This is a genomic window from Chitinophaga sp. YIM B06452 (assembly GCF_039655965.1).
In the GTDB taxonomy this organism is placed as follows: Bacteria; Bacteroidota; Bacteroidia; order Chitinophagales; family Chitinophagaceae; genus Chitinophaga.
On record NZ_JAWLKY010000003.1, the window covers coordinates 319,093 to 333,810 of the forward strand.

14 protein-coding genes are annotated in these 14,718 nt (G+C 42.2%); all 14 read left to right on the top strand.

What is annotated here, in order from left to right; genetic code table 11:
• Window positions 1-228 precede the first annotated feature (228 nt).
• Window positions 229-1,089 (top strand): sigma-70 family RNA polymerase sigma factor, encoded by an 861-nt coding sequence (locus R3I13_RS18095; RefSeq protein ID WP_346319365.1) that lies wholly within the window; start codon window positions 229-231, stop codon window positions 1,087-1,089.
• A gap of 174 nt (window positions 1,090-1,263) precedes the next feature.
• Entirely contained in the window at window positions 1,264-1,830 is a 567-nt protein-coding gene (locus R3I13_RS18100; RefSeq protein ID WP_346319366.1) for a sigma-70 family RNA polymerase sigma factor, read from the top strand.
• 316 nt (window positions 1,831-2,146) lie between these two features.
• The gene (locus tag R3I13_RS18105; RefSeq protein WP_346319367.1) at window positions 2,147-2,566 is read left to right on the top strand and encodes a hypothetical protein; all 420 of its coding nucleotides are present in this window, start codon (window positions 2,147-2,149) and stop codon (window positions 2,564-2,566) included.
• Window positions 2,567-2,593: 27 nt separating this feature from the next.
• A complete protein-coding gene (locus R3I13_RS18110) occupies window positions 2,594-2,776 on the top strand; it encodes a hypothetical protein (protein WP_346319368.1) in 183 nt (60 codons plus the stop codon).
• A 1-nt stretch (window position 2,777) separates the two neighbouring features.
• Window positions 2,778-3,182 carry a hypothetical protein gene (locus tag R3I13_RS18115; RefSeq protein ID WP_346319369.1) on the top strand — a complete coding sequence of 135 codons (405 nt, stop codon included), beginning with the start codon at window positions 2,778-2,780 and terminating at the stop codon, window positions 3,180-3,182.
• Window positions 3,183-3,409: 227 nt separating this feature from the next.
• The gene (locus tag R3I13_RS18120) at window positions 3,410-4,450 is read left to right on the top strand and encodes a hypothetical protein (protein ID WP_346319370.1); all 1,041 of its coding nucleotides are present in this window, start codon (window positions 3,410-3,412) and stop codon (window positions 4,448-4,450) included.
• A 93-nt stretch (window positions 4,451-4,543) separates the two neighbouring features.
• Entirely contained in the window at window positions 4,544-4,849 is a 306-nt protein-coding gene (locus tag R3I13_RS18125) for a hypothetical protein (RefSeq protein WP_346319371.1), read from the top strand.
• Window positions 4,850-5,093: 244 nt separating this feature from the next.
• Window positions 5,094-5,480: a plasmid mobilization relaxosome protein MobC gene (locus tag R3I13_RS18130; protein ID WP_346319372.1), complete on the top strand. Its 387-nt coding sequence runs from the start codon at window positions 5,094-5,096 to the stop codon at window positions 5,478-5,480.
• Window positions 5,468-6,982, top strand: a complete 1,515-nt coding sequence (locus R3I13_RS18135) for a relaxase/mobilization nuclease domain-containing protein (RefSeq protein ID WP_346319373.1) — start codon at window positions 5,468-5,470, stop codon at window positions 6,980-6,982. The genes R3I13_RS18130 and R3I13_RS18135 overlap by 13 nt, the downstream gene beginning before the upstream one ends.
• A gap of 38 nt (window positions 6,983-7,020) precedes the next feature.
• A complete protein-coding gene (mobC, locus tag R3I13_RS18140; protein ID WP_346319374.1) occupies window positions 7,021-9,009 on the top strand; it encodes a conjugal transfer protein MobC in 1,989 nt (662 codons plus the stop codon).
• Window positions 9,010-9,665: 656 nt separating this feature from the next.
• Window positions 9,666-10,673, top strand: coding sequence for an AraC family transcriptional regulator (locus tag R3I13_RS18145; RefSeq protein WP_346319375.1), 1,008 nt, complete (start codon window positions 9,666-9,668; stop codon window positions 10,671-10,673).
• 294 nt (window positions 10,674-10,967) lie between these two features.
• Window positions 10,968-11,198: a hypothetical protein gene (locus R3I13_RS18150; protein WP_346319376.1), complete on the top strand. Its 231-nt coding sequence runs from the start codon at window positions 10,968-10,970 to the stop codon at window positions 11,196-11,198.
• 326 nt (window positions 11,199-11,524) lie between these two features.
• Window positions 11,525-13,183, top strand: coding sequence for an NAD(P)/FAD-dependent oxidoreductase (locus R3I13_RS18155; protein WP_346319377.1), 1,659 nt, complete (start codon window positions 11,525-11,527; stop codon window positions 13,181-13,183).
• Window positions 13,170-14,711 carry a hypothetical protein gene (locus tag R3I13_RS18160; RefSeq protein WP_346319378.1) on the top strand — a complete coding sequence of 514 codons (1,542 nt, stop codon included), beginning with the start codon at window positions 13,170-13,172 and terminating at the stop codon, window positions 14,709-14,711. The genes R3I13_RS18155 and R3I13_RS18160 overlap by 14 nt, the downstream gene beginning before the upstream one ends.
• Window positions 14,712-14,718: the final 7 nt, after the last annotated feature.

A 14,718-nucleotide genomic window follows, 5' to 3' on the forward strand; every position in this document is an offset into this window, starting at 1 on the left:
TGAATAGGCTGTAGAGAGTAGGTGGCTCTGTTTTGTTGGAACAGTAAATAAACTGCGGTGCTGACGTGTTTATTGATTATCCTCAAATGAAAAGTAGTGAAGATGCGAGCCGCTTTCGAATGAACTTCAACTCCGTTTTGTGTTGGGAAGACGGGTCGAGAATTTATAGGTGACTATCTGCGAATGTCGGTTAATGTCTATTTAATCTGGCGGTGAAATGGAAGTCTGATGACATCAGTTACTGCCCTCTTCAAATACAATATTCCAAAGGAACATCTACAGCATATGCGCAGCATTGGTCATTTATTGAGTTTAGTAAGGGGCGGAAATAGAGATGCCTTTGGTGAATTGTATGGACGCTGTTATGATAAACTAATGGCAGTGGCACGTAAGAAACTTGGTGATCCGGTTGAAGCGGAGGATATTGTCCAGGACGTTTTCAGTAACCTATGGATGGACAGGGTTAAAATTCCTACTGTGCCGACAATGGGTTATTTAATGATTATCCTGAATCGTAGATGTATTGATTTGCTACGTAAGCAGGGTACACGGCGGGAATACAAAGATATGAATTTCGTGATGCAACAACTCTATGATACCCAGGAACCATATGAAAATAAAGAGTTGGGGGCAATATTGACTGCTGCTTTTAGTTCTCTTCCCATAAAAATGCGACAGGTTTGTGAATTATTTCTCGTGCACCAGTTTACTGCAAACCAGATCGCATTCGAACTTAATATTTCTGTACAGACCATCAAGAACCAAATAGTCAACGGCAAACGATTGCTTAAATCCTACATCATTGGGATGCAGACATACGGTCAAGGGACAACCACGAAAATTATGCATGCAAAGAGGAAAAGTATTAATCGAGAAGCAGCACCTGATTTGGTTTTGTTAGACGCTATAGATAAACTTCCAAAGAAAATGCGGACCATTTTGAAAATGCAAGTGGTAGAAAAGATGGCAGTTGCTGATATAGCCAATTCTTTACAGTTGTCTTTTACGACTGTTCATCAACACATCACCGCTGCTCATCGAAAGTTACGTTCGACTTTTGGAGATGTTAGAAAAGTAAGATTCAAATAATCAACGTGTTGGAAAATGTGATATAAGGTTCAATGTATTAGGGTTTCACCTGGATTGCATATTAAGCATTGGCGTTCAGCTGCCGCGATGAAGGCAATTTATTATTACTGAGACTGGAGTTGATTTTATTTTTATATCATTTGTCTTTTCCGGGGAGATTGAAAGTAGTGTAGAATGAATGATGAGACTTTGATAGAATTGTTAAGGAAAGGTGATCACCACGCGTTTGATGTAGTATTTAGGACGCATCAAAGATTAGTTTATTCGATAGCATTGCGGGAAGTAAAAGCCTCTGACGCCGCCCAGGATATTACCCAGGACATCTTTGAATGGATCTGGCTCCATCGACAAACCCTTTCGGAAATTCGTAATGTAAAAGCCTACTTGATTATGTCTACTATGCATGCAGCCGGTCGGTTTCTGCGTGATCAGCAGCGCCATCGACAGGCGATATTGAATTTTTCAACCACACCTACTGAACACCAGTTTATAGAAGGCGAGGATAATTATCCACCAATCGGTGTAATCGTGGAGGCAATAAAAACGCTTTCTCCTGCCAAAAGAAGGATATTCCGACTGTACTATGTTCAGAGACAGACGGCTAAATCTATAGCCAGGGACTTAGGTATTAGTTACCAATATGTAAGAAATTCCCTCTATCAGGCTCGGACAGAAATTAGGAATGCGGTTTCAGGAAAGAGAACTAGCATTAGAACGATTGGCAAGTTCCATTCTCGATAGGCGATGTAAACTCTTTTCGGTATGGTCAGCGAAGGTTAGATATTTTAGGCATTTTTCTATTTTTCGTGCAGTGGCTCAATCTGAATTATATCGGAGCCGCCTACGTTGAGTGTTATAAGAATACGTTCGTTTGTTCCCTACTAGGATAATTAGTGAACTCTCTCTTTTGTTTTTTTTCAGTTTTGCACATGATTTAGCAATGAACGAAAGGATGAGTTGGATACTCCGACCTTATGATCAGGTGGTCTAACTGTTGGAAATATTTCGAATTGTCGGAGTTTCTCGTTGTGCTTTTTTTGTCGATAATTGTGGAATTATGGAAGTATTGGTTGCCTTAGGTGCGGAGGATTTGCATCGTCTTGCAGAAGCTGCACGGCGGCTGGAAAGGAGGATTTCCTTTAGCGAGTATTTACTTCATCATCAGTTTACCAGGTTGGAGGATGGTTATTTTGCCAAAACATCTCCACCTCAGTTGATTCAATTGATTGAGAAAGACGGACAATGTTACTATATCAATCATGCCATGAATGGAGATAGTGGGCGGTTGATGGAGTTTATTATGCACCGGTTGAGCCCCAATGGAAAGATCATACCATTGTATGGTATAAGGATATCTGAATTGTTGACTGCGGTTGATATTGCCCGATTGTATGTGCAGGATGTGTCGAGAGTAAATAAGAAAGGAGGGACTACAAAGGCAAATCTCCGAAAAAAGAAGGGTGGTAGTCGTCCGTAGTTTTGGGAGTGTAATTGTATTGGGATCATGAATAGAATGGCGGATGATTTGCTGATGTGTTTAAGTAGTAGTAATTATTTGCATGAATTTGCTGCTTCAGAATTTGGTAAAATGAATGATGATGTGAGTTATCTGGTGGAGAAACTTGTAGGCAATGAGTATATTCAATGTGGTTTATTTGTGCATCATAGAGAACTGAAATATGTGTAGTATGAAGTCAGTGGATGTTGTGATCTGCATTACAAGATGCACGGTTGAAATTACTGAAATATGTATGCGTACCTTATTCACATTTAGAATTTCCGGTTTGTTTAGCGAAGCAGAGATGAAGTTCATTGTTGGAAAGGTGTCACAGTGGACTGCTAATGTAGATCATATTTTAAAGGAACTGTCCCTGGTGGTAGCTCCAGGATCGGGAATTCCTTTTGAGGAGGTTAGTGGGCCCGCTCAAATTTGGTTGGCAACCTTGGAGGAGCATACGCGCCTGGCCCGCCTATTTGAGAAACGATTTCGAGTCCTCTGTTTGGATAAAATTAGAGATTCTTCTTTACAAAGTGACTTGGAGTTGTTATTCATCCCGGGTGAAGAATCTAAGTTATTTGATGAAAGCGAATAACATGGAAAGTCATGAATGTTGTCATAATGATTATAAACTGAAGCACAAAAGTAAAAGTATTCGATTTTGTTTTTCAGGAGCGTGAAGGGAGTGCTTTGAAATGTTTAGTAAGCGATGCACTAGGGGGGTCTAATTTGGGAAGAGAAATATTATTTTATTTGATACAGATATGGTTAATATATTGGTTAAGTTTTTAAAGAATATTAAGGATGATAAATCATGATTCCATGTATTCAGAAATGATCAAGTTTTTGGAATCCGAAATACTGTCCGGTAAAAAGTGGGCGGTATTCAAAGGGTTTGAACTGCCGCGTGAATATTTTTCCCTTCAATGTGTTGAATCAGCATTGGAGGCGTCGGAATTATGCGATGCGCTTATTTATTCTACGACTGAATCAGGAGAGGTGGTGGAGAATGGGAGTTATTTCTTTTATTCCATAGATAATTTAATCAAGGAATTTCAGGTTGCTCAAGGACTAGTTCTGCCTATGCTAACATTACCCGAGCAGGTGGAAGCGATGGCACGGGAAAATGGAGTGGTGGCCTTTTCGGAGCATTTACATCCTTTTACCGCTACTGAGTTGGCACACGGTTGCATAGTGCCAGTGATGAAGCCGATTACGTTTACACCGGTTGAACGGATGGAACAGTTTCATATAGTTTGTCATGCACATGAATATAAGGGCTTGATTTACGAGGTTGGCCATTCGCATGGCATCCTGCAGACTTTTTCTGGATTCGGAACTGCTGAAGAGACGTTCGGGGAGTTGGCTCGCCGGCTTCCGGCCAGGACTTCAAGGATCAGTTACGACCTCATTCTTGTAGGGCAATTTAGAGACCAAACACTTCGCCTGAATAGCGAAGGATATCCTGAATACAATACTGGGCTTCCGCTTAAAACAGCGTTTTATGAAGAAGGGTCTTTAAAGATCAATTTAATTATGGATCCTTTCAAGCAGATGACGATCAATCAACGTTTTTTTGCTGGATATAATTCGGATAAAGAGCAGCTGGTCTATTTCGATGATCGACTTCAGGAAATAGTTCCAGGAGCGTCTGTCCAGTCTTTTATTGAGAGCAATTTTCGCTCGAATTTAGGAATATTGCTCTTATCTGCTACTGTGCCGAAGTTGAAAATTGATGGTGAGGTGACGTCGGAAATGAAAACGGTACAGCATGAGGCGGTAGCGTCATTCAAGCGAATCTTAAAAATTAAAGGTGCCTTCCCGGTTGGATCGAGAGATAGGAAAGGTAGGCGTCGGCGATAGGATTCATCTTTTTAACAATATGTCCTCCTTCATCTTCATGGGTATGACCTGGAAAACTCTGCTTTTTTTGAGTCATTAAACATCTTGATAATTATGGCTATTCTAAAAAACAACACCCTAGTGCTGCAAACTGGTAAGCAAATAAAGCTCATGGGGGAGACGATCGCTATCGGGCCTACCCTGGAAATCGGCGAGGGTTACTCCCCACGACTGCTTTTTTTTGATCCGGACAGTGCGTACGATAGTGATATTAGCCCGGTATCGAACTCTTATAGTTTTACTGAGGAGGAGATCGTGGAGGTGCTGGACTATATCATTGCCATGGCCACACTTTCAAAATCGAACATTCGTCGGTATGGTATGAAGAATCCCGCCATTTTCAACCTCCCCGGAACCTAATGCAGGGGCGGGGCACTGCCAAGATGGCAGTTTGGAGTCGATATGAACGATCAACAAGGTAAATTTATTCTGGAGGGCGACTTAAATGGATCTTCCGGGCACCACTTGGCATGCCCGGCAAGGTGTCCCGGTGTGTCACACCGGACCTTGCCGGCACCTCCGAAGTCGGTACCGGATTTTAAGCAAACACCTCGGAACTCGGTATTTTCTGTCAGTGTGAACCTTGTAAAAATGGGAGGTAGGTATGAAAGGTGCAGGAAAACGTAACCGGTGGATTTCTCTAAGGATTAATGACCAGGAGCTCGCTGAGCTGAATAAAAGGTTTGAAGCCACGCCGTACCATCATATGAGTGAATATATCCGTTTATTGGTTTTCGAGAAACCCGTGGTAGTCAGATACCGAAGTCAGTCCATGGATGAATTTATGGAACAAATGATCGTTTTACGGGTGGAGCTGAATGCGGTTGGTAATAATTTCAACCAGGTTGTGCGGAAATTACATAGCGTAGCCCAAGTGGAGAAGTTCGGCACCTGGTTACAGGTGGCGGAAGAATTTCAAAAAGAGCTGTTGGACAAAGTGACAGGAATTCAGCGGCGAATCGATGAATTTGCTCAAATATGGTTGCAGTGATTGGCCCCGCTGAGCTGCGGAATGCATTTTATTATAATGAGAATAAATGCAGTCAGGGGAATGCAGTTTGTCTGTACGCACATTTGTTTCCGAATGATGCAGCCCTGTTGGGTGAAAGGGAGAAGATTATGCGTTTGCGGCTGCGGGCTGCCCTACACCCGACAGCCCAAAAAAGTATCCTGCATATCAGCCTCAACTTTCACCCATCCGAAAAAATAGAAAACGAAAACCTGCTGCTAATCGTGAAGGAGTACATGGAATTGATTGGGTATGCTGAGCAGCCTTACCTGGTTTACCGACATTTTGATGCGGGACATCCCCATGTTCATGTCGTGGCCAGCCTCATTCAATCAGATGGGATAAGAAAGAAAACACAGTTTATTGGACGGGATATTTCAAAACCTGCCACACGGTACTTGGAAAGAAAGTATGGATTGGTACAAGCGGAAAAGAAGGATGAAGTGTTTTCCATGATCCTACATCCCGTTGACCTGGATAAGGTCCGTTACGGGGAATTACCAACGAAGTCGGCAATTTCAAAGGTGGTTCGGGCGGTCGTGAAGCATTATAATTTTACCAGCCTACCGGAATTGAACGCGGTTTTAAATCAATTTAATGTCGTGGCTGACCGGGGGGCGGTGGGCAGCAAGATGTTTGAAAAAAAAGGGTTGCAGTATTCTTTAATGACCCCTGAAGGGAAGAAAAAAGGCGTTCCTATAAAAGCATCTTCGATTTTCGGGAAGCCGACATTGCACCATCTCGAGCAATTGTTCGTGCTGAATAAATCATCCAGGAATGATTTAAAGGGCCGGATCCGATGGATTGTCAGGGATATACTTCAAGAAAAGCCAGATATAGAGACTTTCTTGTCGAAAATGGCCGATGAACACATAAAGGTGATCTTGCGACAGAATGAAGATGGTTTCGTATATGGTATGACCTTCGTGGATAACGTCAGTCTGGCTGTATTTAACGGTCGTGAACTCGGTAAATCCTATAGCGCTTCGGGAATTTTAGGTCAGCTATCTATGTCAGATAATCATCCATCCTTCTGTTACAATCGTACGAAGTCCCAGGCTATCTTGCGGGTAATCAATTTTAAAAGTGGCTTCAAGAATGTGCTAAAAACACTTGCCATGAAGGGGATAGGGGTAATCGCCGAGATGGGGACAGATGGCCAGATGCAATATAAGATGGGCCATATCAAGAGCCATCCAACTCATTTTTGGCGTTGTGATAATGAAACAGAAAAATATTTCCGGGCCAGCGGATTGCATGAGCGGAATAGCGAGGGCATCCTAAAAGGGTTCCAGCAGCTATATCCGGAACGGGCCTTCGTCGATGATGGACAGGATTATTTTCCGCCGCCAGAAAGGGTGGAGGCAATAATTAAAGCTGCTCTTGACGCTTTTTTCGCATACTCAGAAGAGCCTTATGAACACGTCTCCCGCGAGCTTATGCAGGAAGCCAAACGAAAGAAAAGAAAGAGGAAACGCCTTTAATGGTTCCTTGTTTTTATGAAATTGAAAATTGTGATGGTATGTCAACAGGAGAAAATGAACAAGCACTTCGGGCGGCGCTTGATTTTTTGCGGAAGGCCAGTATCATAGTTTTAGGTTTACATGCTTATGTTTTCTGTTACCGTGCATTTGAAGAATGGGGATTCACAGTTGAAATTATAAAGAAGATATTGCTGGGTCTTGGCAGAACCGGTTTTTATGATGATCCCCATTATGCCAAGTTCCTTGCATTGGCGCTGCTCATCCTCTCTCTGCTCGGCTCAAAAGGAAAGAAGAATGAAAAGCTGCAGGCCGGATGGATTGCTGCATTCATGTCTATTGGTTTGCTGTTTTATTTTGGCAGTATTCTTTTTTTTTATATACCCCTGCCCGTTACAGACACCGCTATCATTTATATCGTAACCACTGCATTAGGTTTTGTATTGTTCCTGACCGGGGGCGCCAGGCTATCACGGTTGTTGAAGCTCAAAATGCTTAAAGATCCCTTTAATGAACTCAATGAAACCTTTCCACAGCAGGAAGAATTGATCGAAAACGAGTTTTCTGTTAACCTTCCGGGGGAGTATAACCTTCGAGGAAAGCGGCGCCGGATGTGGATTAATATAGTCAACCCCTTCAGGGGGACGTTGGTAGCTGGCTCGGGAGGGGCAGGTAAAAGCCGGTACGTTGTAAACGAATATATACGCCAACATATCAGCAAGCAGTTCACAATGTTCTGCTTCGATTTCAAGTTTCCTGACCTCACTAATATCGCTTACAATTCTTACCTCAAACACCGGGAGAGCTATAAAATACCACCAAAATTCTACTACATTAACTTTGAACAGCTGGAGTACACGCACCGTTGTAATCCGTTAGAGCCCTCCGGCATGTATGATATTACCGATGCCTCAGAGGCGGCCCGTACTATCTTGCTGGCTTTAAATAAAGAGTGGATAAAAAAATCCGGGGAATTTTTTACGGAAAGTGCCATCAATTTTGTAACGGCAGTGTTGTGGTTTTTACGCCGTTATAAGGACGGAAAATACTGCACGCTTCCACACCTGATAGAGTTTATGCAGAGTGACTACAACGACCTCTTTCCGATTTTATCGACAGAGCCTGAATGTGGTCCATATGTGAATGTTTTTATTTCCGCCTATCTCAACCGTGCGCTCGAGCAATTAGAGGGCCAGATTGCAAGCGCAAAAATTGCGATGGCGCGCCTGGCTTCCCCGCAACTGTATTGGGTGCTCAACGGTAACGATTTTACCCTTGATATTAACAATCCAGCGGAGCCCAAAATACTGTGCGCCGGTAACAATCCCTTAAAAATACTGACCTATGGGGCCGTGCTTTCCCTGTATACTACTCGACTCCTGAAACTCGTCAACCAGAAAGGAAAACAGAAATGTTCTCTTTTATTCGATGAGTACCCTACTTTATACGCTCCATTACAAACAGTCCTGGGTACGGGGCGTGGAAATCTGTTAAGCACATTAATAGCAGTGCAAGGACTCGATCAGATACGCATGGAATATGGACGGGAGCAGGCAGATGTGATCATAAATCTTTGCGCCAATTTTTTATGCGGGCAAACGTCGGGTGAAACGGCGAAACTAATTAGTGAACGCTTTGGCCGTATCGTGCAGGAAAGGGAAAGTGTATCCATCAACCGGCAGGACACGAGCGTCAGTCGAAGTACGCAGCTGGATTCTGCTGTTCCTGCCAGCCGCATTGCCACCTTAAGCTCCGGCGAATTTGTGGGCACAGTCGCCGACAATCCACATGAGCCAATAAAATTAAAGAATTTTCATTGCAAAATTTTGTTGAACGAAAGTGGCATTAATGCAGAAGAAGCGGCTTACAAACCTTTACCCAAAGTTAGGGACGTTTCCTCAATCGCCGTTCAGAATAACTATATCCAGATCAAAAATGATGTTTACAATATCATAGATGCGGAAATAAAGCGGATCAAAGCAGATAAGGAGCTGTCGAAATTATTGTTTGTCGATCCAGATGAGGAGTAGTAATGCGAATTTTGATCTTTGTTATTTTAGGAATATTTTATTGGAATTGGTTAGCAAAGTATTCCAGGTATGGCCAAGAGAGACGGACTGCCCAAGTAGTATCTTTCATAAATCGTTTTGTGGAAGTAGAACGTTGTTTTGTCCTGAATACCCCCGGTTCTGAAATGATGCCTTTTATAATTAAAATAATTTTTCCATTTTAGCTATTCTGTTTCATTTATTAAGATTTAGTTAAATTGCATCTTGCTAAACGTTAGCATAAAAGAGGGGTTGTTTTGCGATGGCCATAGAAGGATATTAGATTGATAGTCGCCTAAAAAGTTAACATCTCCAGTAGTTAGAATTGAAGTCAACCCCATTTGAGCTGGCCATAAGCCAGCGCGATATAATCGAGATCTTCGCCTAAACCTATCAAGTCATTCTGCATAGGCAAATCTGCGACAGGCAGGAAAACCGGTCTGCTTGCGTTGCCTGCTGAGATATGCAAGTGACAGCAGGCAGGAGATTTCTGGTAGCAAGCATCAGCGCGTCGCTGCCCTTGTTATTGTAGATTTCTCGTATTATCCTGTACTGGATGGAGATGGAAGATGGATCTGGATAACCGTGGCTTTGGGCTAGTGTGTCTTTGAATCGTTTGATCTTTATAACATTTCAATATGAAAATTCCCTCGATTGAACCATTGTTGCCAATTGGGCCGGTAGGTACCATAAATGGTTTTAATAACACTGAAGTCAGGACGGTACCTGTTTTGTTGCAAGAATACGAAAAGTGTCGTATATCGGAAGCTGCACCAATGACAATCCAGGGAGAATTTGGGACAGTCGTACGTCAGGTGATAGCATATGATATCATCATTGTCTGGTACTATATAGTTAATCTCGAAAGAGACTACCTGCTTCGTTTACAGGTCGAATCTGATACGTTTTACCTTAACCTGACACTTGAAGGAAGGACTACGTTGTTTTACGCCACGCAGCGATTGCCTATTCAAGTAGGAAGGTTCCACTTATTGCGGGTGCCAGCCGGAAGTCACGATAGCCTTTGGGAAAAAGGAAGCTACCGGATGTTGCAGGTGCAGATTAGACAGGATATTGTTGCCGCCTTATTCCCAGAGAAAAAATTTAAGGGACGGTGGCCAATACCTATTATGGAAAAAGTGCCAACACGGTTTGCCGACGTTTCTGTTGGTATTCCGGTAGGCGCCACATTTCAGGTGAACAGGATTTTATCTAACGAGCAGGAAGGCATGAAGGCGCGAATACTGAAGGAGTCTGCCGCTAAGGAAATGATGTTGCTTTGTTTTGATCTGCTCCACGATTACGCCTTGACCACAAAAGCTGTCAGCAGGTCGCAGCTGGAGCGGTTCGAAGAAGTGGCCGTGTATATCGGCAATCACTTGGATATCGATATAACAGTGCCTCATTTGTGTGAGAAATTCCATATTAGCCGGACAAGATTATACGATGGATTTCAGCGTATGTATGGTGAGAGTGTTCATGAATACATCATCAGCCAGCGTATTGAGAAAGCAAAGCTGCTGTTGCAGGAAGATAAGGCGGTGAGCCAGGTAGCGATGATGGTGGGGTTTAATAAGACCAGTAGCTTTATTAGGGCTTTCAAGCAGAAAACAGGTACTACACCTGCTGCATTTAAGCTTCAGTGAAAACGGGACAATTTGAATATAATTATTTATACGAAATATCACTCTTGTTACATGGCTTGTACCGATATTTGACATGCAGAACAGTAGCCAAGAATAGACGTAAAGCAATAGTAGACATGACACAACATTAATAAAAAAATAGTTTGGATAAACCCTGTTATTGAATTACCCTGTTGCCAATGTAAGTTTATACTCAAAATAACTATTAACTGATAATAATCCTGTATAGTCGCTCTTCTTTGTTGAGCGGGTTAATAGTCATCAAAACCGGAATATTTACAAAATAGTTTAACCATGGCACGAAACAAACCTTTCTCGTTTCATGATGCCGTAAGGCGCTCCAATGTGCTCAATCCCAGCAATATTGCTTCTGTTATAAAAAATGAAACTAATTGCTTAAAGATCATTAAAGGATTGAGTGGAATACTGAAGTTGCAAAAAAATGCCACGTTAAATATGATTGAGGCCGGGGGATTTATCAATGCTTTAAATCCTGCCAGCCATTGTTCAACTTCGGTGACTTAAAGCAAGAACTTTAATGTAGTAATAAATTTGTTTCACTAAAATAAGAGCTGGCATTAACATTCCTTGAATTTTCGTTAAAAAGAGCTTTTATTTTGAGGTATCGAACGTTCTGCCTTTTCAGGCGGGACAAATATTTAGTCTCTTGACAGCTGGCTAGTTTTAATACATCACGGCAAATGAAACAAAAGTGGAGAATATCTCAGCTTTGATACAACAATTACTGCTTTTCACTGAACGCTGTTAAATTAGTTTTTACATTTTTTATCGCGATCGGCTTTCCTAGAAAATGGGAGCAGGGCTTGGTCGTGCCGGGAAAAGTATGAATCATGGTAAAGAAAGCGATAATAATAGGCGCTGGACCTGCCGGTCTTACTGCAGCTTATGAATTACTAAAAAGGACAGATATTAAACCCATTATCCTGGAAAAATCCGGTGACATCGGCGGAATCTCTAAAACAGTAAACTATAAGGGTAACCGGATAGACATCGGTGGACACCGTTTCTTTTCTAAATCTGACCGAGTGATGAATTGGTGGATGAGTATTTTGCCGATACAAGCTGAAGGGAATACTATTGTCAATATCAGCTACCAGAATAGGTCTCGTTACTTTAGAACATCAACTACCGGGGAAAATGACAAGATAGGAGTAGAGCCAGAGAAAGTCATGCTCGTGCGCAGACGTTTATCCAGGATTTATTTCTTGCGAAAATTCTTTTCATATCCCATTCAGCTATCCTTGGACACTCTCGCCAAACTTGGCCTATTGAAGACTATTACTATTATGTTCTCTTATCTGAAAGCTCAACTTTTACCGCGTAGACCGGAGAAAAACTTAGAGGATTTTATGATCAATCGGTTTGGGCATGTGTTATTCAAGCTGTTCTTTAAGGATTATACAGAGAAAGTGTGGGGCATTCCTTGTGATAAGATTTCTGCGGAATGGGGCGCACAACGCATTAAAGGGGTGTCTGTTACCAAGGCCATTCAGCATGCCATACAATCGGCTATGAAAAAGAAGCAGAAAGTAGGAGAAATTGAAATTGCACAAAAAGATACTGAGACGAGTTTAATAGATCAATTTCTTTATCCCAAATACGGACCCGGGCAATTATGGGAGGAAGTCGCCCGGCAGGTGGAAAGCATGGGGGGGAAGATCCTGATGAATCAGGAAGTGAAAAGGGTTTATTCTTCTGATAGTGCCCAGTATGTCGCTGCTGTAGCTGCAGTAAATAATATTACCGGTGAAACCAGTTACCTGGAAGGCGATTATTTCTTTTCAACAATGCCAGTGCAGGAGCTGATTGGAGGCTTGAACGGCCCCATACCTGAGGATGTGAAAGAAGTGGCGGCAGGCCTCCAATACCGGGATTTTATTACAGTTGGCATTCTGCTGCAACAGTTATCGTTCCAGGATAAGAAGACAGGAGAATGGAAGGCTTTGGCACTAAAGGATACCTGGATTTATATACAGGAAAAGGATGTGAAGGTAGGAAGGTTACAACTTTTTAATAATTGGAGTCCATATATGGTGAAAGATCCGAATACGACATGGGTAGGCATGGAGTTCTTCTGCAATAAAATCGATGATTTCTGGAATCAGCCGGATGAAGTAATCAAAGACCTAGCTATCCGGGAACTGGAGAAAATTGGTTTAGCCAGTCGCACAGATGTGTTGGATACAACGGTATTGAGGATGGAGAAAACCTATCCGGCTTATTTTGGCTCCTACGACCAATTTTACAAGATACAGGCCTTTGTGGATGGCTTTGAAAACTTATTTCTCATAGGCCGCAACGGCATGCATAAGTATAATAATACGGATCATTCGATGCTTACCGCTATGGTAGCGGTGGATAACATCTGCGCTGGGATTATTACCAAAGAGAATATCTGGAGTATTAATACTGAACAGCAATACCAGGAAGAAATTACGAAGGAGATAAAAAGTACAAAAGAAAATTTAGCCAACAATGCCACGGTATAAACTAATACAAGGAGATGATCATTTTTACGCCATTTTGTGGCGGCAAAAGATCTACAAGCATTACATACTGATTGCGATAGTAGGTTCAGTAGTTCAGTTTATTCTTTTTAAACTACTTTATCCTTATGCTGATTTTTTTTCTGATTCGTACAGCTATATTAGTGCAGCTGCATTGCATAGAGAAGTTAGTGTATGGCCAATTGGATATTCCAAATTTATGGAATTTATACATGAAATCACTCCTTCGGATACGGCTTTGGTGGCATTGCAATATGCGTTGGTGGTAATTTCGATGTTGTACTTCTTTTTGAGTACCCTGTATTTTCTATCTCCGAGTAGAAAGACGAGCATAGTCATTTTCATATTTTTGTTTTTCAATCCGTTGATTCTGTATTTATGTAACTATGTTAGTAGTGACGCATTGTTTTTGGCGGTTAGTTTAGCCTGGTTTACACAGCTTGTCTGGATCATCTATCGCCCCTCACTTTTTGGGGTCTTCATGAATGCGATTCTGATCGCAGTCGCTTTTACGATCCGTTACAATGCTGCATATTACCCATTCGTTGCCATAGTTGCGTTACTTTTATCGAAGACCAGGTGGTATTTAAAAGTCGCCGGCATACTGTTCCCATTCGCGTTGGTCGCATTTTTTATGATCTATACGCGGGAAAAGGCTTATGAATTATCTGGGATCAGGAAATTTTCTGCTTTCAGCGGTTGGCAGTTGGCCAATAATGCACTCTATATGTTTCCGCACCTTCCAAAGGAGCAGTATAAAGTACCAGCCGGCTGTGAGCAGCTTCACGTGGGGGTAAAAACCTATTTCGATACGATCGATGCCCGCACAGCCGACCTGGCGCCGGTGGATGGATCGGTCTATATACAACTGGCTTACTTACCGCTAAAAAAATACGTGTTCCAGTTTTGGGAAGGGCGTCAGCCACCGAATGAGCTGGCTGGTTGGGCTGCCGTATCGCCAACTTATGCTGCCTACGGGACTTTTTTGATTAAAAAATATCCTGGTGCTTTCCTACGGTATTATGTAATGCCTAACGCTGTCAATTATTTGTATCCTCCTTTGGAAAAATTGCAGCTGTATAACTCCGGGCAGAATGTTGTCGGACCGCTTGCTCGGGAGTGGTTCAGGTATAAAAGCGAGGTTGCAAGAACCTATTCAAAGCAAATGCAGGGAACAGTTTTATTCTTCCTGCCAACAATATTCTTTTTGTGCAATCTTTTCTTGCTTGGTGGTTTTATTTGGCTATTTGTCAGCGGACGAGGTAGCCTATTGAATAATCCCTTTAAGAAGTATTGTGTATTGGCAGGAGCTTTTGCGCTATTAAACTGTCTTTTCAGCATATTGGCTTCCCCAGTTGTTTTACGGTACCAGGTAATGCCTTTGATATTATTATTTATGCTTTCCGCATTAATGATAGAGGTTTTTGAAAGGCCGGATGAATCATACCTGATAGACAGAGATGTTTTCAGGGATAATAGTATCCGGAATTTAGAAGCGGAAGTTGTTTAATAGGGCA

Excerpts from the sequence above, each read along its gene's own strand:
- R3I13_RS18095 (WP_346319365.1), top strand. The coding sequence starts at position 229 with ATGACATCAGTTACTGCCCTCTTCAAATACAATATTCCAAAGGAACAT.
- R3I13_RS18100 (WP_346319366.1), top strand. The coding sequence starts at position 1,264 with ATGAATGATGAGACTTTGATAGAATTGTTAAGGAAAGGTGATCACCAC.
- R3I13_RS18105 (WP_346319367.1), top strand. The coding sequence starts at position 2,147 with ATGGAAGTATTGGTTGCCTTAGGTGCGGAGGATTTGCATCGTCTTGCA.
- R3I13_RS18110 (WP_346319368.1), top strand. The coding sequence starts at position 2,594 with ATGAATAGAATGGCGGATGATTTGCTGATGTGTTTAAGTAGTAGTAAT.
- R3I13_RS18115 (WP_346319369.1), top strand. The coding sequence starts at position 2,778 with ATGAAGTCAGTGGATGTTGTGATCTGCATTACAAGATGCACGGTTGAA.
- R3I13_RS18120 (WP_346319370.1), top strand. The coding sequence starts at position 3,410 with ATGTATTCAGAAATGATCAAGTTTTTGGAATCCGAAATACTGTCCGGT.
- R3I13_RS18125 (WP_346319371.1), top strand. The coding sequence starts at position 4,544 with ATGGCTATTCTAAAAAACAACACCCTAGTGCTGCAAACTGGTAAGCAA.
- R3I13_RS18130 (WP_346319372.1), top strand. The coding sequence starts at position 5,094 with ATGAAAGGTGCAGGAAAACGTAACCGGTGGATTTCTCTAAGGATTAAT.
- R3I13_RS18135 (WP_346319373.1), top strand. The coding sequence starts at position 5,468 with ATGGTTGCAGTGATTGGCCCCGCTGAGCTGCGGAATGCATTTTATTAT.
- mobC (WP_346319374.1), top strand. The coding sequence starts at position 7,021 with ATGTCAACAGGAGAAAATGAACAAGCACTTCGGGCGGCGCTTGATTTT.
- R3I13_RS18145 (WP_346319375.1), top strand. The coding sequence starts at position 9,666 with ATGAAAATTCCCTCGATTGAACCATTGTTGCCAATTGGGCCGGTAGGT.
- R3I13_RS18150 (WP_346319376.1), top strand. The coding sequence starts at position 10,968 with ATGGCACGAAACAAACCTTTCTCGTTTCATGATGCCGTAAGGCGCTCC.
- R3I13_RS18155 (WP_346319377.1), top strand. The coding sequence starts at position 11,525 with ATGGTAAAGAAAGCGATAATAATAGGCGCTGGACCTGCCGGTCTTACT.
- R3I13_RS18160 (WP_346319378.1), top strand. The coding sequence starts at position 13,170 with ATGCCACGGTATAAACTAATACAAGGAGATGATCATTTTTACGCCATT.